Below are 24201 nucleotides of genomic sequence, written 5' to 3'. Positions count from 1 at the left end.
GGCGGAAAATGCCCCGGGGTCCCGTGGACTCCTCCCGGGTGCCCCGTTACGCGGGCCCGGCGACCTTCGCGCGGCTGCCCCGCCTCGACGAGACACAGGGGCACGCCGACGTCGCCGTCGTGGGGGTCCCGTTCGACACCGGCGTCTCCTACCGCCCCGGCGCCCGCTTCGGCGGCAACGCCATCCGGGAGGCGTCCCGCCTGCTGCGGCCCTACAACCCGGCACAGGATGCCGCGCCGTTCGCGCTGGCGCAGGTCGCGGACGCCGGGGACATCGCGGTGAACCCGTTCGACATCGGCGAGGCCGTGGAGACGGTGGAGGAGGCCGCCGGATCCCTGCTGGCATCCGGTGCCCGGCTGATGACGCTGGGCGGCGACCACACCATCGCGCTGCCGCTGCTGCGCGCGGTGGTCCGCGAGCACGGCCCGGTCGCGCTGCTGCACTTCGATGCGCACCTGGACACCTGGGACACCTACTTCGGGGCCGCCTACACCCACGGCACCCCCTTCCGCAGGGCGTTCGAGGAGGGGCTGCTGGACACCTCGGCGCTCTCGCACGTCGGTATCCGGGGGCCGCTGTACGGGAAGCGCGATCTGGATGAGGACGCGCGGATGGGCTTCGGCATCGTGACCTCCGCCGATGTGATGCGGCGCGGAGTGGACGAGGTGGCCGACCAACTGCGGCAGCGCATCGGCAGCCGCCCCCTGTACGTGTCGGTGGACATCGACGTGCTCGACCCCGCGCACGCGCCGGGCACCGGCACCCCCGAGGCCGGCGGGCTCACCTCGCGGGAGCTGCTGGAGATCCTGCGCGGGCTGTCGGACTGCCATCTGGTCTCGGCGGATCTGGTGGAGGTCGCGCCCGCCTACGACCACGCGGAGATCACCTCTGTCGCCGCCTCGCACACGGCCTATGAGCTGACGACGCTGATGGCACGGCAGATCGCGGCATCCCGGGAAGGGGGCGCCGGTACCGCTTAGCGGCGCCTCGGAGCCCCTGGGATCCCGGGGCTCCGAGGCTCGGCAGGGTGGGGCGGGGCGGGTGGCGGCGAGGATCCGGGTGCCGGTGAGCGCGGGTTTCCGGCCGTGTTGCGGACGGTGTGCAACCGGTTGCTTGCATGCTGTTTCGGCCGCCGGGGGTGCGGGATCACCCAACGCTGCTGGTGGGCGGGGCTTGACGCCGAATGGCGACTCATGCCGAGCCGGTCACTATCTGCCACTGGTTTAACACGCGACGTTACCGAATTTGATCGGTCGATGTGCATTCCGTGGAAGTTCTCGACAGACTGCACACGCAATCCCGCGCGGGACGGCGACGCGGCGCGGAAAGTAGCAGAGCTGGCCTCGTGGGGGGTGCCCGCCTGCAGCGCCCAGGGACGCGTCGCCGCGGCCGGAGCGGCCCGGTGGAGCCAGCGGCTCACCGGGCCGCCTCCGGTTCCCGCCCGCTGCGGCCCGCCCGGAGACGATCCCGCACCCCCGCCCCTGCGCGGCCTCCCAGGCGTCAGCGCGCCATCCGCGGCACCAGGGCCGTCAGCCCCGCGGGCCCCTGAGTCCGCGACCGCGACCGCGTGCCCGAACCGCGCGGGCCTGCTTCCATCGAAAGGGCCTGCTTCCGTCGAGAGCGGTGAGCCGGAGGCGTATGCGAGCCGGAGGGATGCGCGAGCCGGGGCGTACGGGAGCACGGCGCCGGTCCTAGGACTTCCGCCCGGGCTTCCGTGCGCTCTGTCTCCGGCGGGATGAAAACCCGAAACTCCTACGTTGGTGTTTCCGGTACACGAACAGGTGACGTGAGGGGTCGCGCGTGGGGCGCAAGGCAGTGCAGAAGGCGGAGGGTGCGCCGGGCGGACGGGACGTGGGCCGCGCGCCGGATGAACGGGGCTGGGCCCGGCGGCTGGCCGGGTACTGCTGGCGGTACAAACGCGCGGTCGTTCTCGCCCTGGGGGCCTCGCTCGGCGGTATGGCCGTCATGGCGATGGTCCCTCTGCTGACCAAGATCATCATTGACGATGTGGTGGTCGGCGGCAGGGGCGGCCTGTGGATATGGATCGGGCTGCTCATAGCCGCCGCCGCGGTGATCTACGTCCTCACCTTCGCGCGCCGCTACTACGGCGGCAGACTCGCGCTGGATGTCCAGCACGACCTGCGCACCGAGATGTACCGCTCGATCGTCCGGCTCGACGGCCGCAGCCAGGACGAACTCTCGACCGGACAGGTCGTCGGACGCGGCACCAGCGACCTCCAGCTCGTACAGAGCCTCCTGTTCATGCTGCCGATGATGATCGGCAACGTCCTGCTGTTCCTGCTCGCGCTCGTCGTGATGCTCGCCTTGTCCCCGCTGCTGACGCTCGTGTCCGTCGCCGTCTTCCCGCTGCTGTGGTGGATAGCCAACCTCAGCCGCAAGCGCCTCTTCCCCGCGACCTGGTACGCGCAGCAGCAGGCCGGGGCCGTCGCCTCGGTGGTGGACGGTTCGGTCACCGGCGTCCGTGTCGTCAAGGGCTTCGGCCAGGAGGCGCAGGAGACCGGCAAGCTGCGCGCCATCAGCCGCAAGCTGTTCGCGGGCCGGATGCGCACCGTACGGCTCAACGCCCGCTACACCCCCTCCCTCCAGGCCGTGCCCTCGCTCGGCCAGGTCGCCATGCTGGCGCTCGGCGGCTGGATGGCCACCCAGGGGCAGATCACGCTGGGCACCTTCGTCGCCTTCTCCACCTACCTCGCGCAACTCGTGGGGCCCGTCCGGATGCTCGCGATGATGCTCACCGTCGGACAGCAGGCGCGCGCCGGAGTCGAACGCGTCTACGACCTCATCGACACCGAACCGCAGATGGCCGAGAGCCCGCACGCCATCGATCTGCCCGAAACAGCCGACGCCTCCGTCGAGTTCGACGACGTCACCTTCGGATACTCCTCCGAAACCCCCGTCCTCGACGGCTTCAGCCTGCGCATCGAGCCCGGTGAGACCGTTGCGCTCGTCGGCGCCAGCGGCAGCGGCAAATCCACCGTCTCCATGCTGCTGCCCCGCTACTACGACGTGACCGGCGGCGCCGTGCGCGTCGGCGGCCAGGACGTGCGCGAGCTGACCCTGGCCTCGCTGCGCTCGGCCATCGGCCACGTCCCCGAGAACAGCTTCCTGTTCTCCTCCTCCGTGCGGGAGAACATCGCCTACGGCGCGCCGGATGCCACGGATGAGCAGATACGCGCCGCCGCCCGCGCCGCACAGGCCGACGGCTTCATAGGCGAGCTGCCCGACGGCTACGAGACCGCCGTCGGTGAGCAGGGGCTGACGCTCTCCGGCGGCCAGCGCCAGCGCATAGCGCTCGCCCGCGCCATCCTCACCGACCCCCGGCTGCTGCTCCTGGACGACGCGACCTCCGCCGTGGACGCCCGGGTCGAGCACGAGATCCACGAGGCCCTGCGCGGCGTGATGGCGGGCCGCACGACGCTGCTGATCGCACACCGGCAATCCACCCTCGCACTGGCCGACCGCATCGCCGTACTGGACGGCGGGCGGCTGGCCGACTTCGGCACCCACGAGGAACTGACCGGCCGCTGTGCCCTGTACCGGCGCCTGCTGACCGATCCCGACGAGCTGGGCGAGGTGGACCGCGACCCGGCCGGAATGGCCGCACAGGGCGCGCACAGCGCCGTGGACGGCGTCACGCCCGAACTGTGGGTGCGCGCCGGGATCGAGGACGGCGGGAGCGACGAGGGCGCCGGACCCGGCGACGGCACCAAGTCCGGCCCGAGCGGCGGCGACGCGGCATCCGGCCGCCCCGGCGGCTTCGCCTCGGGACTGGCCGGATCGCCGGGCAGCCCCGAACTGCTCGCCCAGGTGGCCGCGCTGCCGCCCGCGCTCGATACCCCGGACATCGACGAGGAACGCGCCGAGGCCCGCGAGGACTCCTACGGACTCCGCCGGCTGCTGCGCGGCTTCGGCGCCGCGCTGCTGATCGCACTCGCCTTCGCCGCACTGGATGCCGGGTTCGGCCTGGTGCTGCCGGTGCTGATCCGGCACGGCATCGACAACGGCGTGGAAAAGGGCGCACTGAGCGCCGTATGGGCGGCCTCCGCGCTGGCGCTGGCCGTGGTGGTCGCCCAGTGGGCGGCCCAGACCGGCTCCCTGCTGCTGACGGGACGCACCGGAGAGCGGGTGCTGTACGCGCTGCGGGTGAAGATCTTCGCGCAGCTCCAGCGCCTCGGCCTCGACTACTACGAACGGCATCTGGCGGGCGCCGTGATGACCCGGATGACGACAGACGTGGACGCGCTCTCCACGTTCTTGCAGACCGGCCTGGTCACCGCCGTCGTCTCGCTGTTCACCTTCCTGGGCATTCTGGGCGCGCTGCTGGTGATCGACGTCCAGCTCGCACTGGTCGTCTTCGCGACGCTGCCGCTGCTCGTCCTCGGCACGTTCTTCTTCCGCAGGCAGAGCGTCAAGGCGTACGAACTGGCGCGCGAGCGGGTCAGCGTCGTGAACTCCAACCTCCAGGAGTCCGTTGCGGGCCTCCGGATGGTGCAGGCGTTCCGGGGCGAGGAGCGCGGCGCCGTCCAGTTCGAGCGTCGCAGCGACGGATACCGGCGCGCCCGGGTACGCGGACAGTGGCTGATCTCCGTCTACTTCCCCTTCGTCCAGCTTCTCGCCTCCCTGGCGACCGCCGCCGTACTCGTCGTGGGCGCGGGCCGGATCGAGAACGGCACGCTGACCGCGGGCGCGCTGGTGGCCTATCTCCTCTACATCGAGCTGTTCTTCGCACCCGTACAGCAGCTCTCACAGGTCTTCGACGGATACCAGCAGGCGGCCGTCTCGCTGCGCCGCATCCAGGAGCTGCTGCGCGAGGAGACCAGCACGCCACAGCCCCGCGCACCGCGTCCGGTCGAGGCACTGCGCGGCGACATCGTCTTCCAGGACGTCCACTTCCGGTACGCGGCCTCGGACGCGCCCGCGCAGACGGAACCGGTTGAGCAGCCGGCGGGTGCTTCATCCGGTGCGGCGAAACCGGCCGGCGCTTCATCCGGTGGGGCGGGAACGAACGGTGCTCCATCCGGTGGCGAGGAAGCGCTGTCGGGTATCCGGCTGACGATTCCGGCCGGGCAGACCGTCGCGTTCGTCGGCGAGACCGGTGCGGGCAAATCCACCCTGGTCAAGCTCGTCGCCCGGTTCTACGACCCGAGCGAGGGCGCCGTCCTGGTCGATGGCCAGGACCTGCGCGATGTGGAGCTGACCGGATACCGGCAGAAACTCGGCGTCGTGCCCCAGGAGCCCTACCTGTTCCCCGGCACCGTGCGGGACGCCATCGCCTACGGGCGGATGGACGCGAGCGACGCGCAGGTCGAGGCGGCGGCGCGCGCCGTGGGGGCGCACGACATGATCGCCTCGCTCTCGGGCGGCTACCTGCACGAGGTGGACGAGCGGGGCCGCAACCTGTCCGCGGGCCAGCGACAGCTGATAGCGCTCGCCCGTGCGGAACTCGTCGATCCCGGCATCCTGCTGCTGGACGAGGCGACCGCGGCGCTCGACCTGGCCACCGAGTCGCTGGTCAACGAAGCCACCGACCAGCTCGCCGGATCGCGTACCACCCTGGTGGTGGCCCACCGGCTGACGACAGCCTCCCGCGCCGACCGCGTCATCGTCCTCGACCACGGCCGGGTCGTGGAGGACGGCACCCACACCGAACTGCTTGCTCTGGAGGGCCGGTACGCGCGGCTGTGGCGCACCTACACGGGCGCGGCCGGAGCGCGGGAGACGGCATCCGCGCCCGTGGCGAGCTGAGCGCGGGCGCGGAGGCACGGAGCCGGTGCTCCGGGGCGGGGCGGTTGCCCCGCCCCGGAGCGGCGGCGGTCAGTGGCTAACGGCCGCGCACGTTCTTCCGGCTCGGCGGTTCACTGGCGGGCTGGTAGTCGCCCGACCAGCGGGACATCACCAGTTGTGCCGCGACGGTGCCCCCGGCGGCGGTGACCTCGGTGAGGAAGTGCTCGGCACGCTCCGCGCGCAGGACGATGCTCAGGCTGCCGTGGTGGCAGATGATCACGGACCCGTCGCCGCGCCGTTCGTAGGTGAAGCCTTGAGGTGCTGCCATAGCCCGACCATACGCCTCACTCAGCGCACATTTTCACCAGGTACTCGTCAACAGTCTGCGTCTGCCCGAAGGGGAGCGGCTCCTCGCCCGCACGCCAGTGGATGTCGCTGATCTCGCTGTTCGCCACGAACGGCAGCACACGCGTCAGCTCACCGGTGAACAGCGCCCCGTACAGGATTCGTTGCCGCGCCCCCAGGGCCGTACGGGAGAAGCCCACGAAGCGCAGCGCTGCGGGGTCCGTCACCTGGCAGGTCTCCTCGCGCAGTTCGCGGACCGCCGCTGCCCGGGGGCTCTCACCTTCCTCGATGCTGCCGCCGGGCAGCTCCCAGCACTCCCGGTCCCGCTCGTAGACCATCAGCAGCCGCCCCTCGTGCCGGACGGCCACCAGCGCATAGCCGACGGGGGCGTCCTCGAAGCGGGTGCCCTCCGGCTCCCGGTGGAAGGAGAGCAGCCGCATCCCACGTGGCCCCGTGGCCAGCGGAGCGGATGCCGGTGCGACGGCCTCCGGCGGCATGGCGGACCCCGGCGGAGTGACGGATTCCGGCGGTGTGGCGGATTCGGTCATGCGGCCGAGCGTAGTACGCGGCTGCGTCGGCCCCTCGGTGCAGCGGCGGAATCCGGAGAACCGCTCAGCGGTGTGCGCTTTCCCGTATACGTACACCTGGGTCTGGCGGAGCGGGGGTTGCGCCGATAGGTTCACGACGACTTTTGGCGATGTAAGGGGAGGGTGAATGCGTAAAACGCTCAGATGGCTGCTGTCACTGGTGGTACTCATAAGCACCGTCGGCATCGGCAGCGCCTCCGCGGGGGCCGCCACCACGGCGGCCGGGGCCGACATCAAGGACCGCATCCTCGCGGTGCCCGGCATGAGCCTCATCGAGGAGAAGCCGGTCAACGGATACCGCTACTTCGTCCTCAACTACCAACAGCCCATTGACCACCGGCATCCGGGCAAGGGCACGTTCAAGCAGCGCATTTCGATCCTGCACAAGGGTGAGGACCGCCCCACGGTCTTCTTCACCGGCGGGTACAACCTGAGCACGACCCCCAGCCGGAGCGAGCCGACCCAGATGACGGACGGCAACCAGGTCTCCATGGAGTACCGCTTCTTCACCCCCTCGCGGCCCGATCCGGCCGACTGGTCGAAGCTCGACATCTGGCAGGCCGCCAGCGACCAGCACCGCATCTTCAAGGCGCTGAAGAAGATCTACGGCAAGAACTGGATCGCGACCGGCGGCAGCAAGGGCGGCATGACCGCGACCTATTTCCGCCGCTTCTACCCGCACGACATGGACGGCACCGTCGCCTACGTGGCACCCGACGACGTGCGCAACGCGGAGGACTCCGCCTACGAGAAGTTCTTCAAGAACGTCGGCTCCAAGGAGTGCCGCGCCAAGCTCAACGGCGTCCAGCACGAGATCTTCGAACGGCGCGGCGAGATGGTCCCGCGCCTCAAGAAGTGGGCCGAGGAGAACGACTACACCTTCAAGCTGGCGGGCAGCGCCGACAAGGCGTTCGAACTGGTCGCGCAGGACCTGGTGTGGGGCTTTTGGCAGTACCACCTGGAGTCCGAGTGCGACCAGGTGCCGGCCACCGGCGCCTCCACCGACGACCTCTACAAGTGGGCCGACGAGATCGGCGGCTGGGATGCCGGTACCGACCAGGGCATGCTCCCGTACACGCCGTACTACTACCAGGCCGGCACCCAGATGGGCTCGCCCGACTACGAGGAGCCCCTCCTCGACGACGTGCGCAAGTACCCGGGCCTGAACGTGCCGCGCACCTATGTGCCGCGTGACATCCCGATGAAGTTCAACAAGCACGACAAGGCGATGCGCGACGTGGACGCCTGGGTGCGCCACCACTCCTCGCAGATGCTCTTCGTCTACGGCCAGAACGACCCCTGGGGGGCCGAGCCGTTCCGTCCGGGCAAGGGCACCAAGGACACCGCCGTCTACACGGCGCCGGGCCAGAACCACGGCGCCAACATCGCCAAGCTCCAGGAGGACGACCGCGCCGACGCGACCCGCGCCCTCATGAAGTGGGCCGGGGTGAAGGTCGGCCCGGACGAGAAGCCCAAGCGCCTGACGGCGTACGACAAGAAGCTCGACCGTCCCCAGAAGGACGCGCTGACGCTGCGGCCCTGACCGGGCCCGCTTTGCCGAGGAGCGGCCCGCCCCGGGCAGCCGCCGCTCCGGAGGAGCAGCCGCCGCGCTGACCGAGCGCGGCGGCTGCTGCCTGTTCGCGGCGGCGTGCTGGACGCGGAAGGGCCGGTCCCGTCAGCGGGGCCCCTCCGCGAGGCCGCTCAGCGGGCTCAGCGGGGTGTGCGGCGGGGCACTCCGCGCCGTCCGGTGCGGCTCTGCGCCGCGTCCGCGAGGAGGCCGCGCAGATGGTCACGCACGCCGGGCAACAGCGCGGGGAGTTCGGCCACCTCCGGATACCAGCGTTTTTCGTACTCCCAGCACAGCCAGTCCGCCGCGCCGCCGCCCGCCGAGGTGTCCGGCCCCTCGGCGGTGTCGCGCGCCCTGGTGAGGAGTTCCATGACCTGGGCGAGCGGCAGCACCCCCTTGCCCGGCGGCAGCGGCATGCTGTCCGACCGGGAGGCCACATCCTTGACCTGGACGTAGCCCAGGTACGGAGCGAGCATCCGGTGCGTCGTTTCCGGGTCCTCCCCGCCGAGCCAGGTGTGCAGCACGTCCCACAGCACCCCGGCCCCCGGATGGCCGACGGCTCGCAGCACCCGTGCCGCGTCCGCGCCCGTGCGGTGCGAATCGTGGGTCTCCAGCAGCACCCGGACCCCCAGATCCGTGGCCATCGCCGCGCCCTTCCGCAGCCGGCGCACCGCCGTGGCGTCCCCCTCGGCGGGGCCCGCGTCCACGCCCCCGGGGAAGACCCGTGCGTACGGTGCGCCCAGGTCGCGGGCCAGTTCCAGGAGAGCGCGCAGCTCAGCCAGTACGGGGGCGTCCTCGCCGCCCTCGGCGACCTTCGGGTATCCGGCGACGCACAGGATCTGGACGCCCGCGTCCTTGAACCGCTCCACGACCTCCACGCGCTCGGTCAGCCCGAGGCCGGGGTGGACCGGCTCCTCCGGATGGGCGCGCAGTTCGACTCCGTGGAATCCGGCGCCGGATGCCAGGCGCAGCACCTCGGGAACGGGCATGCCGGGGAGGCCGAGAGTGGAGAAGGCGAGTCGCATGGGGTCAGAGGACCAGATGCGCTCCCCTCGTACAAGGTTGCCGCCGTTACCGGGGTGGCGGTCCGCCGACGCCGGAGCGCGTCTCCGCTCGCGCGTTCGACTCGCCTCGCCCCCTGGCCACCCCCTCGCCCCGCCGCCACCCCCGCCGCACCGGGTGTCAAGTCCCTTGTTGATGTGACTTCTTGGCCGTAGCGTTCCCGGCATTGAGGGCTTTTCGCCGGTGTCCGCCGAGAGGGCCGGCGGAGCCGAGGGGCCTGGCGGGAAGAGGGGGACGAGCCCACGTGACACGCAGGACAGTCCGGATCGCGATGAACGGTGTGACCGGCCGGATGGGGCACCGTCAGCACCTCGTCCGCTCCCTCCTCGCCCTGCGCAAGGAAGGCGGGCTCGACCTCGGCGGTGGCGAGCGGCTGTGGCCCGAGCCGGTTCTGGTGGGCCGCACAGAGCCCGCGCTCAGGGCACTGGCCGAGGAGTACGGGCTCGATCCCGGCCAGGTCTCCACCGATCTGGACGCGGTGCTCTCCGATGAGACCGTGGACGTCTACTTCGACGCGCAGGTCACCTCGGCGCGCCAGGAAGCCCTCAAGAAGGCGATCGCCGCCGGGAAGCACGTCTACACGGAAAAGCCGACGGCCACCTCGCTCGACGGCGCCCTGGAGCTGGCCAGAGCCGCCGACCGGGCGGGCGTCGAGCACGGCGTCGTCCAGGACAAGCTCTTCCTCCCGGGCCTGCGCAAGCTCCGGCGCCTGGTGGAGAGCGGCTTCTTCGGCAGAATCCTGTCCGTACGCGGCGAGTTCGGATACTGGGTCTTCGAAGGCGACCGCCAGCCGGCCCAGCGCCCGTCGTGGAACTACCGCGCGGAGGACGGCGGCGGCATCGTCAGCGACATGTTCCCGCACTGGGAGTACGTGCTGCACAACCTCTTCGGCCGGGTCACCTCCGTGCAGGCGCAGGCCGTGACGCACATCCCGCGCCGCTGGGACGAGCGGGGCGAGCCGTACGCGGCGACGGCGGACGACGCGGCCTACGGCATCTTCACGCTGGAGGGCGGCGCCATCGCGCAGATCAACTCCTCCTGGGCGGTGCGGGTGCACCGCGACGAACTGGTGGAGTTCCAGGTGGACGGCACCGAGGGCTCGGCCGTCGCCGGGCTGCGCGGCTGCCGCTACCAGCACCGGGCCGGCACCCCCAAGCCGGTGTGGAACCCGGATCTGCCCGCCACCGAACGCTTCCGCGACCAGTGGCAGGAGGTTCCGGACAACGACGGTGACGAGGGCACCAACGGGTTCAAGGCCCAGTGGGAGCAGTTCCTGCGCCAGGTGGCGGCCCCCGACCCAGGCCGCCCCCGCGCCTGGGGCCTGCTGGCGGGAGCACGCGGCGTACAACTGGCCGAACTGGGCCTGCGGTCCTCGGCCGAGGGCCGCCGCTACGAGGTGCCGGAGCTGACCCTGTGATCCTGCTGCCCGAGCCCTCCGGGGGGACCCGCGCCCACGTGCCCGGCGCGGCCTCGCCCGCTCTGAGCCGGGGGCCGGGGGCGCCGCCGGTCTCCCGGGTGGTCTTCGCGGCGGCGCACGTGGTGGCCGACACCGTGCCGGGCGGGCCCGCCGCGCTCGACTGGGACGCCACGCTCGCCTTCCGCCGCCACCTGTGGGCGCACGGGCTGGGCGTGGCAGAGGCGATGGACACCGCACAGCGCGGCATGGGCCTGGAGTGGGCGGGTGCCGCCGAGCTGATCCGGCGTTCGGCGGCCGAGGCGAAGGCCACCGGCGGACGTATCGCCTGCGGCGTCGGCACCGACCAACTCCCCGCGCCCCTCGGCCGGGCCGACGCGGATGCGGCCGACGCTCCCGGGGGCTCCGCCGCCGCGGCGCGGCTGACCCGGATCACCCGCGCCTACGAGGAGCAGCTCGAACTGGTCGAGGACGGCGGAGCGCAGGCCATCCTCATGGCCTCCCGTGCGCTGGCGGCCACGGCGCGCGGTCCCGAGGACTACGAGCACGTGTACGGCGCCCTGTTGCGGCAGGCGGCCCGCCCGGTCATCCTGCACTGGCTCGGCCCCATGTTCGACCCCGCGCTGGAGGGCTACTGGGGCAGCGGCGATCTGGAGGAGGCCACCGACACCTTCCTGGAGATCATCGCGGGGCACCCCGGCAAGATCGACGGCGTGAAGGTCTCCCTCCTGGACGCGGAGCGCGAGGCCGCGCTGCGCCTGCGGCTGCCCGAGGGCGTGCGCTGCTACACGGGCGACGACTTCCACTATCCGGAGCTGATCGAGGGCGACGGGGCGGCGCACAGTGACGCGCTGCTCGGCGTTTTCGACCCCCTGGCCCCGCTGGCGGCCGACGCCGTGCGGATGCTGGACGACGGCGACCGCGCGGCATTCCGCGCCGCACTCGACCCCACCGTCCCGCTCGCCCGGCATCTGTTCCAGCATCCGACGCGCTACTACAAGACGGGCGTGGTGCTGCTGGCCTGGCTGGCCGGGCACCAACGGCACTTCACCATGGCCGGCGGGCTCCAGTCGGCCCGCTCCCTGCCGCACCTCGCACGCGCCTACGAACTCGCCGACGGCATCGGCATGTTCCCCGACCCCGAGCTGGCCGAGCACCGGATGAAGCAGCTCCTCGCCCTCCACGGAGTGGATCAGTGAGCGCCCCCGGCCCGGTTCCTGCCTCTGGTCCGGCCCCTGGTCCGGCCCCCGCCCCCGGCCCTGCCGCCGTGCGGGCTGCCGCTCTCGCCCGGCTGTCGGTCAACCAGGAGACCGTGCGTCAACTCTCCCTCCCCGAACTGGCCCGGGAGACGGCCGCACTCGGCATCGGAGGGGTGGGGCTGTGGCGCGATCCGGTGCGCGGGTACGGCGCCGAGGCCGCCGGGCGGCTCATGCGCGCGCACGGACTGCGCGTCACCTCCCTGTGCAGAGGCGGCTTCTTCACCGCGAAGGACCCGGCCGGGCGCCGTGCCGCGCTCGATGACAACCGCGCGGCGGTCGAGGAGGCCGCCGCGCTGGGCACCGGCACGCTCGTCCTGGTGTCCGGCGGGCTGCCCGCGGGGGAGCATGACCTGCCCGGCGCGCGCGAGCGTGTCGCCGACGCGCTCGCCGAACTGGCGCCCTACGCCGAGGAGCGGGCCGTGCGGCTCGCGGTGGAGCCGCTGCACCCGATGTACGCCTCGGACCGCTGCGTGGTCTCCACCCTCGGCCAGGCCCTCGCGCTGGCCGAGCGGTTCTCGGCCCGGCAGGTGGGCGTCGTCGTGGACACCTACCACCTGTGGTGGGACGAGCGGGTGCCGGATCAGCTCGCTCGGGCGGGGGAGCAGGGCCGCATCGCCGCCTTCCAGCTCGCCGACTGGGTCACCCCGCTCCCCGAGGGCGTGCTGCTGGGCCGGGGCCAGCTCGGGGACGGCTGCGTGGACTTTCGGGCTTTCCGTGAACTGACCGACGCGGCCGGCTACTCGGGGCCCGTCGAGGTGGAATTGTTCAACCCCGCGCTGTGGGCGCGCGACGGGGCCGACGTCCTCAAGGAGACCGCCGAGCGCTACCTCACGCACGTGCTGTGACCACCGGCACGTGTCGGAAGCCCGCCCCCGGTACCCGGTGCGATATGGGCGGGTCGTGCGACGCGGGCGCCCCGTTCCGGACGGAAAAAAATCACGCAGGGCCCTGCAATCATTTCGGAGAGTCGCGGGTCTTCTCTGTGTCGGCGCTCTCCGGGGGAAATCGGGGGAATTCCAAGGGAAAGGGAGAAGCCGAGGGGGGAAAGGGAAGGGCCCGGTCCATTGGACCGGGCCCTTCGAACTGGCAGCGGACTGCGGGAGATTCAGCTGTGCCCCGCAGATTCAGCTGTGTCCCGCGTGGGCCGTGCGCGGGGTCAGAACGGCACGCCGCAGCGCAGCAGTACGTTGGCGTACGGCCTGGCCTCGCCCGTGCGTACCACCAGCTTCGCTTCCCTGGTCCTGGCCTTCAGCTCCTCGTGCGAGATCAGCTCAAGTCCGGGGAAATGGCCGGTGAGCAGCTCGGTTGCCGCCGGGTTGGCCTCGCGTACCTCCTCGGCCGCCACGGCGCCCTCCACCTCCAACTCGTCGAGGATCCCCGTCAGGACGTCGGCGAAGGAGGGCACGCCTGCCCGGAATGCGAGGTCCACGACCGAGGGGCCCTCGGGAATGGGAAGTCCGGCATCGCACACCACGACCAGATCGGTGTGCCCCAACCGGGCCAGCGCTCCGGAGAGATGGCGGTTGAGTATCCCGGACTTCTTCACTCTGTTGTCTCCTCGCTCGCTCCGGCAGCACCGGATGCTCCCGTGCTTCCGGCCGCACTGGATGCCCCGACGCTTCCAGGCGCACCGGATGCTCCAGTGTTTCCGGCAGCACCGGATGCTCCGGCGCTTCCGGAAACACTGGAGGTCTCCACCTCGGCAGCGCTCGGATAGGACTCCTGCGCTCCCGCCCGGGTGACCGCGAAGGAGCCGACGCGTACGGCGTACCGCACGGCCTGCTCCAACCCGTCCCCGCGGCCCAGCCGCCAGCCGAGCGCCCCGGTGAAGGCGTCGCCGGCGCCGGTGGTGTCCACGGCCTTGACCGGGGGGCTGGGCACCAGGACCGCGCCTGCCGTACCCGCTCCTGGGCCCGCCACCAGCGCGCCACCGGCGCCCAGGGTGATGACCACGCTGCGCGGCCCCAGCCCGAGGAGGGCGGTGGCCCACTCCTTCGGATCGGTGCTCAGCGTGTGGCCGGGCAACAGGCGCCGTGCCTCATGCTCGTTGACCACCAGCGGGTCGCAGAGCGCGAGCACGTCCTCGGGCAGGGGAGCGGGCGGCGAGGGGTTGAGCACGATGCGGGCGCCGTGCTCCGCGGCGGCTCGCGCCGCCGCGGCGACCGTCTCCAGGGGGATCTCCAGTTGGAGGGAGACCACGGCCGCGGCCTCGAAGAGGGCGCTCGCCCCGGCGATGTCATCCGGCGTGAGCCGGGCGTTGGCGCCGGGTGCGACGACGATGCTGTTGTCACCGGCCGCATCGACGGTGATGAGGGCGACGCCGGTAGGTGCGTCCTTGCCCTCCAGCAGACCGGCGGTGTCCGCCCCAGCGGCACGCTGGGCCTCGGCGAGCAGTCGCCCGTACGTGTCGTCGCCGACGCGCGCGAGCAGGGTGGTGCGGGCGCCGAGCCGGGCGGCGGCTGCCGCCTGGTTGGCTCCCTTGCCGCCCGGGTGGATGACCAGATCCGACCCGAGCACTGTCTCGCCCGCCGCCGGCCTGCGGTCGACTCCCACGACCAGGTCGGCGTTGGCGGACCCGACGACCAGGAGGTCGTATCCGTGCATCCGGTGCTCCTTCTCGGCCCGTGCGGGGCCCGGCCCAGGGAAGGGCCGATCAGCTTGCCCTGTGCCGTCGGTCAGGAGAACCGCTCGACGTTCTTCTTGGTGACGACCTTGACCGGCACCTTGATCTTCGGGTCGACGGTCGAACCGTCGATGATGCGCATGGCGTTGCGGACGGCCATCTTGCCCAGCTCGGCGGGCTGCTGGGCCACGGTGGAGCTGAGAGTGCCCTTCTTGACGGCCTTCAGCGCCTCGGGGGTGCCGTCGAAGCCGACGACCTTCACGTCGCCGCCGGACTTGGAGCCCAGCGCCTTGGCGGCGCCCAGCGCCATCTCGTCGTTCTCCGCGAAGATGCCGTCCAGGTCCGGGTGGGCCTGCATGACGTTGGTGGTGACGTCCAGGCCCTTGTCCCGCAGGAAGTTGGCGGGCTGCTTGGCCACGATCTTGATGCCGGGGTACTTCTTGATGCCCTCGGCGAAGCCCTTGGCGCGCTCGCGGGAGGAGGATGTGCCCACCTGGCCGCGCAGGACGAGGATCTTGCCCTTGCCGCCGAGCTGGTCGGCCAGGCTCTTGGCGGCCATCTTGCCGCCGTCGACGTTGTCGGAGGCGACGGTGGTCTTGACCTCGGCCTTGTTGACCCCGCGGTCCACTGCGACGACCGGGATGTTCGCGTTCGCGGCGGCCTTGACGGAGGGGCCGGCGGCGTCGGAGTCGACCGGGTTGATGATCAGGGCCTTCACGTTCTTCGACGTGAAGTTCTGCACCTGGTTCGCCTGGGTCGAGGCGTCCTCCTGGGCGTCCTGGACGGTGATCTCGGCGCCCTGGGCCTTTGCCTCTTCCTCGGCGCCCTTCTTCATCTGGGTCATGAAGGGCTGGTTCAGCGCGGATATCGCGAAGCCCAGCTTCGCCTTCTCCTTGCCGCCGCTGGAGCCGGAGCCGGAGCCGCAGGCGGAGGCGGTCAGTGCGACTGCCGTGGCCACGACGACCACGGACGTGTTCTTTCTCTTGCTCATTGCTGCATTCCTTGCAGTCGGCAGATGGATTGAACTACGTGCGCTCCCCCGTCGCACAAAGATCATGCGCGGCGACGCAGTGTATCGAGAAGTACGGCCAGTGCAATCACGGCCCCGATAACAACTTGCTGCCAGAAAGCGGAAACGTCGAGAAGGTTGAGTCCATTGCGAAGAACAGCGAGGATGAGCGCGCCAATCAGCGTTCCGGAAGCCTTGCCCACACCTCCGGCGAGGCTCGCGCCACCGATGACGACCGCCGCGATCGCGTCCAGTTCGTAACCTGTGGCGGCCTGCGGCTGGGCCGAGGCGAGACGGGTCGCCAGGACGATTCCGGCAACCGCGGCGAAGGTGCCCACCAGTGCGTAGATGACCAGCTTCTGGCGTCGCACCCGGATTCCCGACAGGTGCGCGGCCTCCTCGTTGCCGCCGATCGCGTACATCGCCCGGCCGCTGTAGGTGCGGATGAGGATCACGGCGGCGACAACGCCCATCAGGATCATCACGAGCACCGGCACCGGCAGCCAGTCGCCGAGGGTCTCGCCGACCCAGGAGATGGACTCGGGCAGCGTGATCGGGGTGCCGTCGGAGACGACCAGGGCCAGGCCGCGCGCCGCGGAGAGCATCGCCAGCGTGGCGATGAACGGCGGCAGTTTGCCGTAGGAGATCAGGACGCCGTTGACCAGGCCGCACGCGGTGCCGGTCAGGATGGCGAGGATGACGCCCAGGAAGACCGGCATGCCCTCGGTGGTGCTGAACCAGCCGAGCATGACAGCGGAGAAGGCCGCCACCGAACCGACCGAGAGGTCGATGCCGCCCGCGACGATGGCGAAGGTGACGCCGAAGGCGAGGATGGCGGTCACGGCCGCCTGGACGCCGACGTTCAGCAGGTTCTGGGTGCTGAGGAAGTCGCCCGACATGATCGTCATCAGCACGATCATGGCCACCAGCGCGGTCAGCGCGCCGTTCTCCAGCAGGAGACGTCGTAGGACGTTGGGCGGCCCGTTGCCGCCGGGGCGCTTGTCCAGGCGATGACCCGGCTGCGTGTCAATGGCCACGGGGAGAATCCTCCATCTCGCTCGTTCCAGGTGCGGAGCTGCCGACGGCCAGGGCCATCACGGCGTCCTGGCTGGCCTCCCGCGCGGTCAGTTCGCCCGCGATCCGGCCCTGGGACATCACCAGGATCCGGTCGCTCATGCCCAGCACCTCGGGGAGGTCGCTGGAGATCATCAACACCGCGTGACCAGAGGCCGTCAGCTCGTTGATGAGCTGGTAGATCTCGACCTTGGCGCCCACATCGATGCCGCGGGTGGGCTCGTCGAGGATCAGCACGCGGCTCTGGGCGAGCAGCCACTTGCCGATCACGACTTTCTGCTGGTTTCCGCCGGAGAGAGTGCGCACGTGCTGGTCGAGACCGGCCATCCGCACGCCCAGCCGGTCGGCGATCCGGCCGGCCTCCTTGCGCTGGCTGCCCCGGTCCACGAAGCCGCCCTTGCTCGACTCGCGCAAGGTGACCAGGCCGAGGTTGTCGGCGACCGAGGCGTCGGGCAGCAGGCCCTGGCCCTTGCGGTCCTCGGGTACCAGGCCGAGCCCGGCCGCGTGCGAGGCCCACACGTCGTTGCCCTTGAGCTTCTTGCCGCGCACCTCGACCCGGCCCGCGTCGTAGCCGTCGGCGCCGAAGACCGCGCGGACGACCTCGGTCCGGCCCGCCCCGACCAGTCCCGCGACGCCGACGACCTCCCCGGCGCGCACCTCGAAGCTGATGTCCTGGAAGACGCCTTCCTTGCGCAGTCCGGTCACCCGCAGCAGCGGCTGGCCCGCCTGGTCGGCGGTCTTGCGCGGGTACTGCTGCTCGATGTCGCGGCCCACCATGAGCTTGACCAGTTCGTCCTGGGGGGTGTCGGCGGGCACTTGGCCGACGCTGCGCCCGTCACGCACGACGGTGACCCGGTCGCCGATGGCGGGGATCTCCTCCAGGTGGTGGGTGATCAGGATGATCCCGACGCCTTCGGAGCGCAGCTTGCGCACGATGGTGAAGAGCCGGCCGACCTCCTCGGCGGTGAGCACCGCGGTCGGCTCGTCCATGATCAGTACGCTGGTGCGCAGGCTGAGGGCCTTGGCGATCTCCACCATCTGCCGACCGGCGATGCCCAGCTTGCTGACCGGGGTGCGCGGCGGGGCGGTGATGCCGACCCTGTCCAGCAGTTCGGCCGCGTCCGCCTCCATCTTCTTGCGGTCGATCATGCCCCGGCGGCGCGGCTGGCGGCCGAGGAAGATGTTCTCCGCGATGGACAGGTGGGGGACCAGGTTGAACTCCTGGTGAATGGTGGCGATGCCGAGCTTCGCCGCCGCCTCGGCCCCGGAGATGCGCACCGGTTTGCCGTCCCGCAGGACCCGCCCCGCGTCCGCGCGGTAGGCGCCGGAGAGCACCTTGATCAGAGTGCTCTTGCCTGCTCCGTTCTCGCCCAGCAGCACATGGACTTCACCCGCGCGCAGGTCGAAGTCCACGCCGTCGAGGGCGACCACGCCGGGGAAGGTCTTCCGGATGCCCTCCGTTCGCAGCAACTCCCGTGCCGGGGGCGGGTCTGGGGTGGTCAACGGCGCGTCCTTTCGTCTTCGCCGCAGGAGCGGCGCGCTATGAGATGGGCGGAGAGCGTGACGGAGCCGGCGCTCCTCCCCTCCACCAGGTCGGTCAGGGCAGCGACCGCGCGGTGGCCCAGCTCCTGGGTCGGCTGGGCGATCGCGGTGATCGGGGGATCGGTGTGCAGGAACCAGGGGATGTCGTCGAACGCCGCCAGCGACACGTCGTCCGGCACGCGCAGGCCGAGCATGCGCAGCTGTTCCATCACACCCAGCGCCATCAGGTTGTCCGTCGCGAAGACCGCGTCCGGCGGCTCCGGGAGGGCGAAGAAGTCGCCTGCGACCCTGCGCCCGCTGGCGGTCTGGAAGTCGCCCTGGCCGATATAGGCCGCGGGCAGCGGCAGCCCGTGCTCGCGCAGGGCCGACCGGAAGGCGTGGACCCGCTCGTTGCTCGTCGTGCTCGCGACGGGCCCGGTGATGATAGCCAGCCTGCGGTGACCAAGGGCGTACAGATGAGCGACGAGAGAGCGAACGGCGGACCGCCCGTCGGCGCGTACCAGCGGCACGTCCAGGCCCTCGATCCAGCGGTCCACGAAGACCATCGGGATCCCGGAGACGGCCGCCTCCCGCAGCGCCAGGGACTGGCCGTCGGCCGGCGAGACCAGCAGCCCGTCGATACGGCGGTCCAGCAGCGTGCGCACATGGTGGTCCTGGAGCGTGAGCTGCTCGTCGGCGTTGCCGATGATGACGCTGTAGCCCCTGCTGCGCGCCGCGTCCTCGACCGCCCGGGCCAGCTCGGTGAAGAACGGATTCAGCACATCGCTGATGACCAGGCCGAGGGTGCGGGTCTGGTCCGTACGCAGGGATCTGGCCAGGGTGTTGGGGCGGTAGCGCAGCTCGGCGACCGCCTCCAGTACCCGGGTCCTGGTCTCGTCGCGGACTCCGCTGTGCCCGTTCAGCACACGCGAGACCGTGGCGACCGAGACGCCCGCATGCGCCGCGACGTCCTTGATGCCTGCCATTGGTGTGCCGGGTCCCGGAAGTGGAATTGGATACGGGGGCGGAAGCGGAACTGTAAGTGGCTCCGTGCGCACGGCGGTCGGGCTCGCTCCGCTCCCCGCGTGGAAACGATTACATCGCACATGGAAGGGGATGCGCCGGGTGTGACGCAAGGGGCTGATGCAGGATCGTGACCCCCTTTTGGGAACAAGTCTTCGAGAGGGGTGGGAGGTAACTCCGGCACTCGTTCCGAGGGTTATCCACAGGGCTGCCGCGATGTCGGCACTCGGGGCTACGGTCTGTGACATGACGTTCCAGCCTGCGGTGCTCGAAGGGGTCCTAGAGCGCATCACCTACGCCAATGAGGACAATGGGTACACCGTCGCGCGGGTCGATACCGGCCGCGGCGGCGAACTCCTCACGGTGGTGGGCGCGTTGCTGGGCGCCCAGGCGGGCGAATCGCTGCGCATGGAGGGCCGCTGGGGCTCCCACCCGCAATACGGCCGCCAGTTCCATGTGGACAACTACGTCACGGTGCTGCCCGCCACCATCCAGGGCATCCGCCGCTATCTGGGCTCGGGGCTGGTCAAGGGCGTGGGCCCGCGCATCGCCGACCGCATCGTGACCCACTTCGGTGTGGAGACCCTGGATGTCATCGAGGCCGACCCCAAGAAGCTCATCGAAGTCCCCGGCCTCGGCCCCAAGCGCACCAAACTGATCGCCGCCGCGTGGGAGGAGCAGAAGGCCATCAAGGAGGTCATGGTCTTCCTCCAGGGCGTCGGCGTCTCCACCTCCATCGCCGTGCGCATCTACAAGCAGTACGGCGACGCTTCGATCTCCGTGGTGCGCGCCAACCCCTACCGGCTGGCGGCCGACGTATGGGGCATCGGCTTCCTGACCGCCGACCGCATCGCCCAGTCCGTCGGCATTCCGCACGACAGCCCCGAGCGGGTCAAGGCCGGGCTGCGGCACGCCCTTTCCCAGTCCGCCGACCAGGGGCACTGCTATCTGCCCGAGGAGCGTCTGCTGTCCGACGCGGTCAAGCTCCTCCAGGTGGACACGGGCCTGGTGATCGACTGCCTGGGCGAGCTGGCGGGCGAGGAGGAGGGCGTGGTGCGTGAGCCGGTGCCCGACCCGGAGGAGCCCTCGCGCACGCTGAACGCCGTCTATCTCGTCCCCTTCCACCGCGCGGAAACGGCGCTCGCCGCCCAGCTCCGGCGGCTGCTGCGCACCCCGGAGGACCGGCTGCCCGCCTTCCAGGACGTCGATTGGGACAAGGCGCTGGCCTGGCTCGCCGCGCGCACCGGAGCGGAGCTGGCCCCCGAGCAGCGCGAGGCGGTGCGCCTCGCGCTGACCCGCAAGGTCGCGGTGCTGACCGGGGGCCCGGGGTGCGGCAAGTCCTTCACCGTCCGCTCGGTGGTCGAACTGGCCGCCGCCAAGCAGGCCCGGGTGCTGCTGGCGGCCCCCACCGGCCGCGCCGCCAAACGCCTCTCGGAGCTGACCGGCGCCGAGGCGTCCACGGTGCACCGGCTGCTGGAGCTGAAGCCGGGCGGCGATGCGGCCTACGACAAGGACCGCCCCTTGGAGGCCGACCTGGTGGTGGTCGACGAGGCGTCCATGCTCGACCTGCTGCTGGCCAACAAGCTGCTGAAGGCCGTCCCCCCGGGCGCCCATCTGCTGCTGGTCGGCGATGTGGACCAGCTGCCCTCGGTGGGCGCGGGGGAGGTCCTGCGCGACCTGCTGGCCGAGGACGGACCGGTGCCCGCCGTGCGGCTGCGGCGCATCTTCCGCCAGGCCCAGCAGTCGGGTGTGGTGACCAACGCCCACCGCATCAACTCCGGCGCCCAGCCGCTCACCCAGGGGCTGAGCGATTTCTTCTTCTTCGTGGAGGACGACACGGAGGCCGCGGGGCTGCTGGCCGTGGATGTGGCGGCCCGCCGCCTCCCGGCGAAGTTCGGGCTGGATCCCCGCCGCGACGTACAGGTCCTGGCCCCGATGCACCGGGGCCCGGCCGGTGCCGGTGCGCTCAACGGGCTGCTCCAGCAGGCGGTCACCCCCGCACGCCCCGGCCTGCCGGAGAAGCGCTTCGGCGGGCGCGTCTTCCGGGTGGGCGACAAGGTCACCCAGATACGGAACAACTACGAGAAAGGGGCCAACGGCGTCTTCAACGGCACCGTCGGAGTGGTCACCGACCTCCACCCGGACGACCAGCGGTTGACGGTGCGCACGGAGGAGGACGAGGAGATCGGCTACGACTTCGACGAGCTGGACGAGCTGGCCCACGCCTACGCCGTCACCATCCACCGCTCCCAGGGCAGCGAGTATCCAGCCGTGGTGATTCCCGTCACCACGGGGGCATGGATGATGCTCCAGCGCAACCTTCTCTACACCGCCGTGACGCGGGCCAAGCGGCTGGTGGTGCTGGTCGGCTCCCGAAGAGCGCTCGGTCAGGCCGTCCGCACGGTCTCGGCCGGGCGGCGCTGCACGGCCCTCGACCACCGGCTGCGCGGCCTTCCGGCCGCCTCGACGGGCGCTTTGGCTTCCGGGGGGTGACCATGACGGCCTGGAGGGTGCAGGATAGCCAGACAGGCGGCACTCCGTGCCACCATGGAGCCTTCTGGCTGACCCCCAGTGCACCGCACTGCACCGGATGGGGGAAAGTGGAGAGAAGTCAGGGCACCTCGAAGAAGAGGCACTATGTCGGTGAGGGATGACGTGAGCGAACACCGCGACAGCGAGAAATCCGTAGTACTGCGGTACGGGGACGGCGAGTACAGCTACCCGGTCGTCGAGAGCACGGTGGGCGACCGTGGGTTCGACATCAGCAAGCTGCGTGCCCAGACCGGTCTGGTGACCCTGGACTCGGGCTACGGCAACACCGCCGCGTACAAATCCGCCATCACCTATCTCGACGGTGAGCAGGGCATCCTGCGCTACCGCGGCTATCCGATCGAGCAGCTGGCCGAGCACGGCTCCTTCCTGGAGACCGCCTACCTGCTGATCCACGGCGAGCTGCCGACCGTCGATGAGCTGGCCTCGTTCAAGAACGAGATCACCCAGCACACCCTGCTGCACGAGGACGTCAAGCGGTTCTACGACGGCTTCCCGCGTGACGCCCACCCCATGGCCATGCTGTCCTCGGTGGTCAGCGCGCTGTCCACCTTCTACCAGGACAGCCACAATCCCTTCGACGAGCAGCAGCGCCACCTCTCGACCATAAGGCTGCTGGCCAAGCTGCCGACGATCGCGGCCTACGCCTACAAGAAGGCCGTCGGCCACCCGGTCGCCTACCCGAGCAACGACCTCGGCTACGTCGAGAACTTCCTGCGGATGACCTTCTCGGTCCCGGCGCAGCAGTACGACCTGGACCCGGTCGTGGTCAACGCCCTCGACAAGCTGCTGATCCTGCACGCGGACCACGAGCAGAACTGTTCGACCTCCACGGTGCGCCTGGTCGGCTCGTCGCAGGCCAACATGTTCGCCTCCATCTCCGCCGGCATCAACGCACTGTGGGGACCCCTGCACGGCGGCGCCAACCAGAGCGTGCTGGAGATGCTCCAGGGCATCCAGGCATCCGGCGGCGACGTCGATACCTTCATCCGGAAGGTGAAGGACAAGGAAGACGGCGTCAAGCTCATGGGCTTCGGGCACCGCGTCTACAAGAACTTCGACCCCCGCGCGAAGATCATCAAGGCGGCGGCGCACGACGTGCTCTCGGCCCTCGGCAAGAGCGACGAGCTGCTCGACATCGCGCTCCGCCTGGAGGAGCACGCGCTGTCCGACGACTACTTCGTCGAGCGCAAGCTCTACCCGAACGTGGACTTCTACACCGGCCTGATCTACCGGGCCATGGGCTTCCCGACCAGCATGTTCACCGTGCTGTTCGCGCTCGGCCGGCTGCCCGGCTGGATCGCCCAGTGGCACGAGATGATCAAGGAGCCGAACTCGCGCATCGGCCGCCCGCGCCAGATCTACACCGGCGTGGTCGAGCGGAACTACGTGCCGGTCGAGTCGCGCTGACCTGACCCGCACCACGCGGATACCGGCACTGCTCTGGTACCTGCACTACGCCAGATGGAAGGCCCCGGTCCGATCGGACCGGGGCCTTCCGTTTGTGTGGACCTCCAGAGAGACGTAGGTCACAGAAATTGGGGGGTAACCATTGGGCCGGGTCGGGTGTCTAACCGGGTGGCGTCGGCCTCCCGGCGGAGGCTTCGCCATACTCCGGAGTCGTCTTGGGGGACGGATTCGGTGTGAAGATAAGGTGAACGTGCCCGGGGGAGCTTGAGCGGCCCTCCCGCTCGCGCGTGCAGCCAGTAAGCGCCCGGCCAGGATCCCGTGGGGGGAATCCGTGACCGGGGAACGGAAGCGCCCCGTTGACGGGCCCGTGGGGGGACCTGGTCAACGGGGCGCTTTTCGCTGCCCGCGAGGCGTTGTGCCCGCCTGCACTGTGTGATGGGGCTGCCCCGTGGTGAGTCGCCTCCCCGTTCGGCGCTGTTCGACCTGATTCGGCCCCCCTCGGGCGCCCTTCGTGATCCGGGCCCGTTCGGGCTCGCGCTCCGCGATTCGTTTGTCGCGGGGGCTCTTCCTCGTGGGCCGGTCGGCGGTGCGGTCGCCGTGCGGTTCGCCCCGGCGTGCGGTTCGTCCCGGAATGCGGTATGTCCGGTGCGGCGCGATACTGGAAGTGGTCGGCGTCCGGATGGATGGACGGACGGCCCGGAGTCCGTTACGCCCGGCCCGCCAGCTCGTACCCCGCCTCATCGACGGCGTCGCGTACGGCGGCGTCGTCCAGTTCGCCGGAGGAGGTGACGGTGACCTCGCCGGAGGCGGCCACGGCCTTCACGTCCGAGACGCCCTCGATGCGCGACAGTTCCTCGGACACGGCACCCTCGCAGTGGCCGCAGGTCATTCCGGAAACCTTGTACGTGGTCGTCACGATGCTCATGGCCATTCCTCGCTCTCGATAGGTGCCCCCACGGGCCGCATCAATGGTGCTGGTGCGTGCGGCTGGTGCTGCGGGAGGCGGTGCGGG

16 protein-coding genes and 1 pseudogene are annotated in these 24201 nt (G+C 70.7%); 8 read left to right on the top strand and 9 right to left on the bottom strand.

Features of this window, described 5'->3' with window-relative positions:
• Window positions 1–8: 8 nt before the first annotated feature.
• Window positions 9–980 (top strand): agmatinase, encoded by a 972-nt coding sequence (gene speB, locus ABD339_RS15410; RefSeq protein WP_344566319.1) that lies wholly within the window; start codon window positions 9–11, stop codon window positions 978–980.
• 871 nt (window positions 981–1851) lie between these two features.
• Window positions 1852–5766, top strand: coding sequence for an ABC transporter ATP-binding protein (locus tag ABD339_RS15405; RefSeq protein WP_344566653.1), 3915 nt, complete (start codon window positions 1852–1854; stop codon window positions 5764–5766).
• Window positions 5767–5842: 76 nt separating this feature from the next.
• Here ABD339_RS15405 and ABD339_RS15400 read toward each other — a convergent pair whose 3' ends face one another.
• The gene (locus ABD339_RS15400; RefSeq protein WP_344566317.1) at window positions 5843–6073 is read right to left on the bottom strand and encodes a hypothetical protein; all 231 of its coding nucleotides are present in this window, start codon (window positions 6071–6073) and stop codon (window positions 5843–5845) included.
• Between the two features lie 16 nt (window positions 6074–6089).
• Window positions 6090–6638, bottom strand: a complete 549-nt coding sequence (locus ABD339_RS15395) for an NUDIX domain-containing protein (protein ID WP_344566315.1) — start codon at window positions 6636–6638, stop codon at window positions 6090–6092.
• Window positions 6639–6804: 166 nt separating this feature from the next.
• On the opposite strand from ABD339_RS15395, the gene ABD339_RS15390 reads away from it, so the two are divergent.
• Window positions 6805–8220: a S28 family serine protease gene (locus tag ABD339_RS15390; RefSeq protein WP_344566313.1), complete on the top strand. Its 1416-nt coding sequence runs from the start codon at window positions 6805–6807 to the stop codon at window positions 8218–8220.
• A gap of 167 nt (window positions 8221–8387) precedes the next feature.
• Here the strand turns inward: ABD339_RS15390 and ABD339_RS15385 are convergent, their stop codons facing one another.
• Entirely contained in the window at window positions 8388–9269 is an 882-nt protein-coding gene (locus ABD339_RS15385; protein ID WP_344566311.1) for a sugar phosphate isomerase/epimerase family protein, read from the bottom strand.
• 281 nt (window positions 9270–9550) lie between these two features.
• On the opposite strand from ABD339_RS15385, the gene ABD339_RS15380 reads away from it, so the two are divergent.
• The 3 genes from ABD339_RS15380 to ABD339_RS15370 all read left to right on the top strand — a co-directional run bounded on the left by ABD339_RS15380 (window position 9551) and on the right by ABD339_RS15370 (window position 12824).
• Window positions 9551–10723 carry a Gfo/Idh/MocA family protein gene (locus tag ABD339_RS15380; RefSeq protein WP_344566309.1) on the top strand — a complete coding sequence of 391 codons (1173 nt, stop codon included), beginning with the start codon at window positions 9551–9553 and terminating at the stop codon, window positions 10721–10723.
• A gap of 5 nt (window positions 10724–10728) precedes the next feature.
• Complete coding sequence (locus ABD339_RS15375) at window positions 10729–11919, top strand: dihydrodipicolinate synthase family protein (RefSeq protein ID WP_425576005.1); 1191 nt, start codon at window positions 10729–10731, stop codon at window positions 11917–11919.
• Between the two features lie 68 nt (window positions 11920–11987).
• Window positions 11988–12824, top strand: a complete 837-nt coding sequence (locus ABD339_RS15370; protein WP_344566306.1) for a sugar phosphate isomerase/epimerase family protein — start codon at window positions 11988–11990, stop codon at window positions 12822–12824.
• 311 nt (window positions 12825–13135) lie between these two features.
• Here the strand turns inward: ABD339_RS15370 and rbsD are convergent, their stop codons facing one another.
• The 5 genes and pseudogenes from rbsD to ABD339_RS15345 form a co-directional block, all read right to left on the bottom strand.
• Window positions 13136–13525, bottom strand: coding sequence for a D-ribose pyranase (gene rbsD, locus ABD339_RS15365; protein WP_344566305.1), 390 nt, complete (start codon window positions 13523–13525; stop codon window positions 13136–13138).
• On the bottom strand, window positions 13522–14583 hold the full coding sequence (locus ABD339_RS15360; RefSeq protein WP_344566303.1) for a ribokinase: 1062 nt from the start codon (window positions 14581–14583) through the stop codon (window positions 13522–13524). Before ABD339_RS15360 ends, rbsD begins: the two co-directional genes overlap by 4 nt.
• Before the next feature lie 71 nt (window positions 14584–14654).
• Window positions 14655–16618, bottom strand: a pseudogene (locus ABD339_RS15355) (ABC transporter permease/substrate-binding protein).
• Between the two features lie 19 nt (window positions 16619–16637).
• Window positions 16638–18188, bottom strand: a complete 1551-nt coding sequence (locus ABD339_RS15350; RefSeq protein ID WP_344566301.1) for a sugar ABC transporter ATP-binding protein — start codon at window positions 18186–18188, stop codon at window positions 16638–16640.
• Window positions 18185–19192 carry a LacI family DNA-binding transcriptional regulator gene (locus tag ABD339_RS15345; protein WP_344566299.1) on the bottom strand — a complete coding sequence of 336 codons (1008 nt, stop codon included), beginning with the start codon at window positions 19190–19192 and terminating at the stop codon, window positions 18185–18187. Before ABD339_RS15345 ends, ABD339_RS15350 begins: the two co-directional genes overlap by 4 nt.
• Window positions 19193–19475: 283 nt before the next feature.
• On the opposite strand from ABD339_RS15345, the gene recD2 reads away from it, so the two are divergent.
• Together recD2 and ABD339_RS15335 are read left to right on the top strand one after the other, a co-directional pair.
• Window positions 19476–21722: an SF1B family DNA helicase RecD2 gene (gene recD2, locus ABD339_RS15340; protein WP_344566297.1), complete on the top strand. Its 2247-nt coding sequence runs from the start codon at window positions 19476–19478 to the stop codon at window positions 21720–21722.
• A gap of 144 nt (window positions 21723–21866) precedes the next feature.
• Entirely contained in the window at window positions 21867–23189 is a 1323-nt protein-coding gene (locus ABD339_RS15335) for a citrate synthase (RefSeq protein WP_344566295.1), read from the top strand.
• A 706-nt stretch (window positions 23190–23895) separates the two neighbouring features.
• Here ABD339_RS15335 and ABD339_RS15330 read toward each other — a convergent pair.
• The gene (locus ABD339_RS15330; RefSeq protein ID WP_425576004.1) at window positions 23896–24159 is read right to left on the bottom strand and encodes a heavy-metal-associated domain-containing protein; all 264 of its coding nucleotides are present in this window, start codon (window positions 24157–24159) and stop codon (window positions 23896–23898) included.
• Window positions 24160–24201: the final 42 nt, after the last annotated feature.

Origin of the sequence: Streptomyces axinellae, from assembly GCF_039532135.1 — a bacterium.
GTDB classification, from domain to species: Bacteria; Actinomycetota; Actinomycetes; order Streptomycetales; family Streptomycetaceae; genus Streptomyces; species Streptomyces axinellae.
Note: the sequence above shows the minus strand (reverse complement) of the source record. Positions and strands in the feature narration are given on the sequence as shown.

Bases quoted from the DNA above. Each gene is read 5' to 3' on its own strand.
- ABD339_RS15360 (WP_344566303.1), bottom strand. From the start codon at position 14,583: ATGCACGGATACGACCTCCTGGTCGTCGGGTCCGCCAACGCCGACCTG.
- ABD339_RS15395 (WP_344566315.1), bottom strand. From the start codon at position 6,638: ATGACCGAATCCGCCACACCGCCGGAATCCGTCACTCCGCCGGGGTCC.
- recD2 (WP_344566297.1), top strand. From the start codon at position 19,476: ATGACGTTCCAGCCTGCGGTGCTCGAAGGGGTCCTAGAGCGCATCACC.
- speB (WP_344566319.1), top strand. From the start codon at position 9: ATGCCCCGGGGTCCCGTGGACTCCTCCCGGGTGCCCCGTTACGCGGGC.
- ABD339_RS15385 (WP_344566311.1), bottom strand. From the start codon at position 9,269: ATGCGACTCGCCTTCTCCACTCTCGGCCTCCCCGGCATGCCCGTTCCC.
- ABD339_RS15400 (WP_344566317.1), bottom strand. From the start codon at position 6,073: ATGGCAGCACCTCAAGGCTTCACCTACGAACGGCGCGGCGACGGGTCC.
- ABD339_RS15345 (WP_344566299.1), bottom strand. From the start codon at position 19,192: ATGGCAGGCATCAAGGACGTCGCGGCGCATGCGGGCGTCTCGGTCGCC.
- ABD339_RS15390 (WP_344566313.1), top strand. From the start codon at position 6,805: ATGCGTAAAACGCTCAGATGGCTGCTGTCACTGGTGGTACTCATAAGC.
- ABD339_RS15335 (WP_344566295.1), top strand. From the start codon at position 21,867: ATGTCGGTGAGGGATGACGTGAGCGAACACCGCGACAGCGAGAAATCC.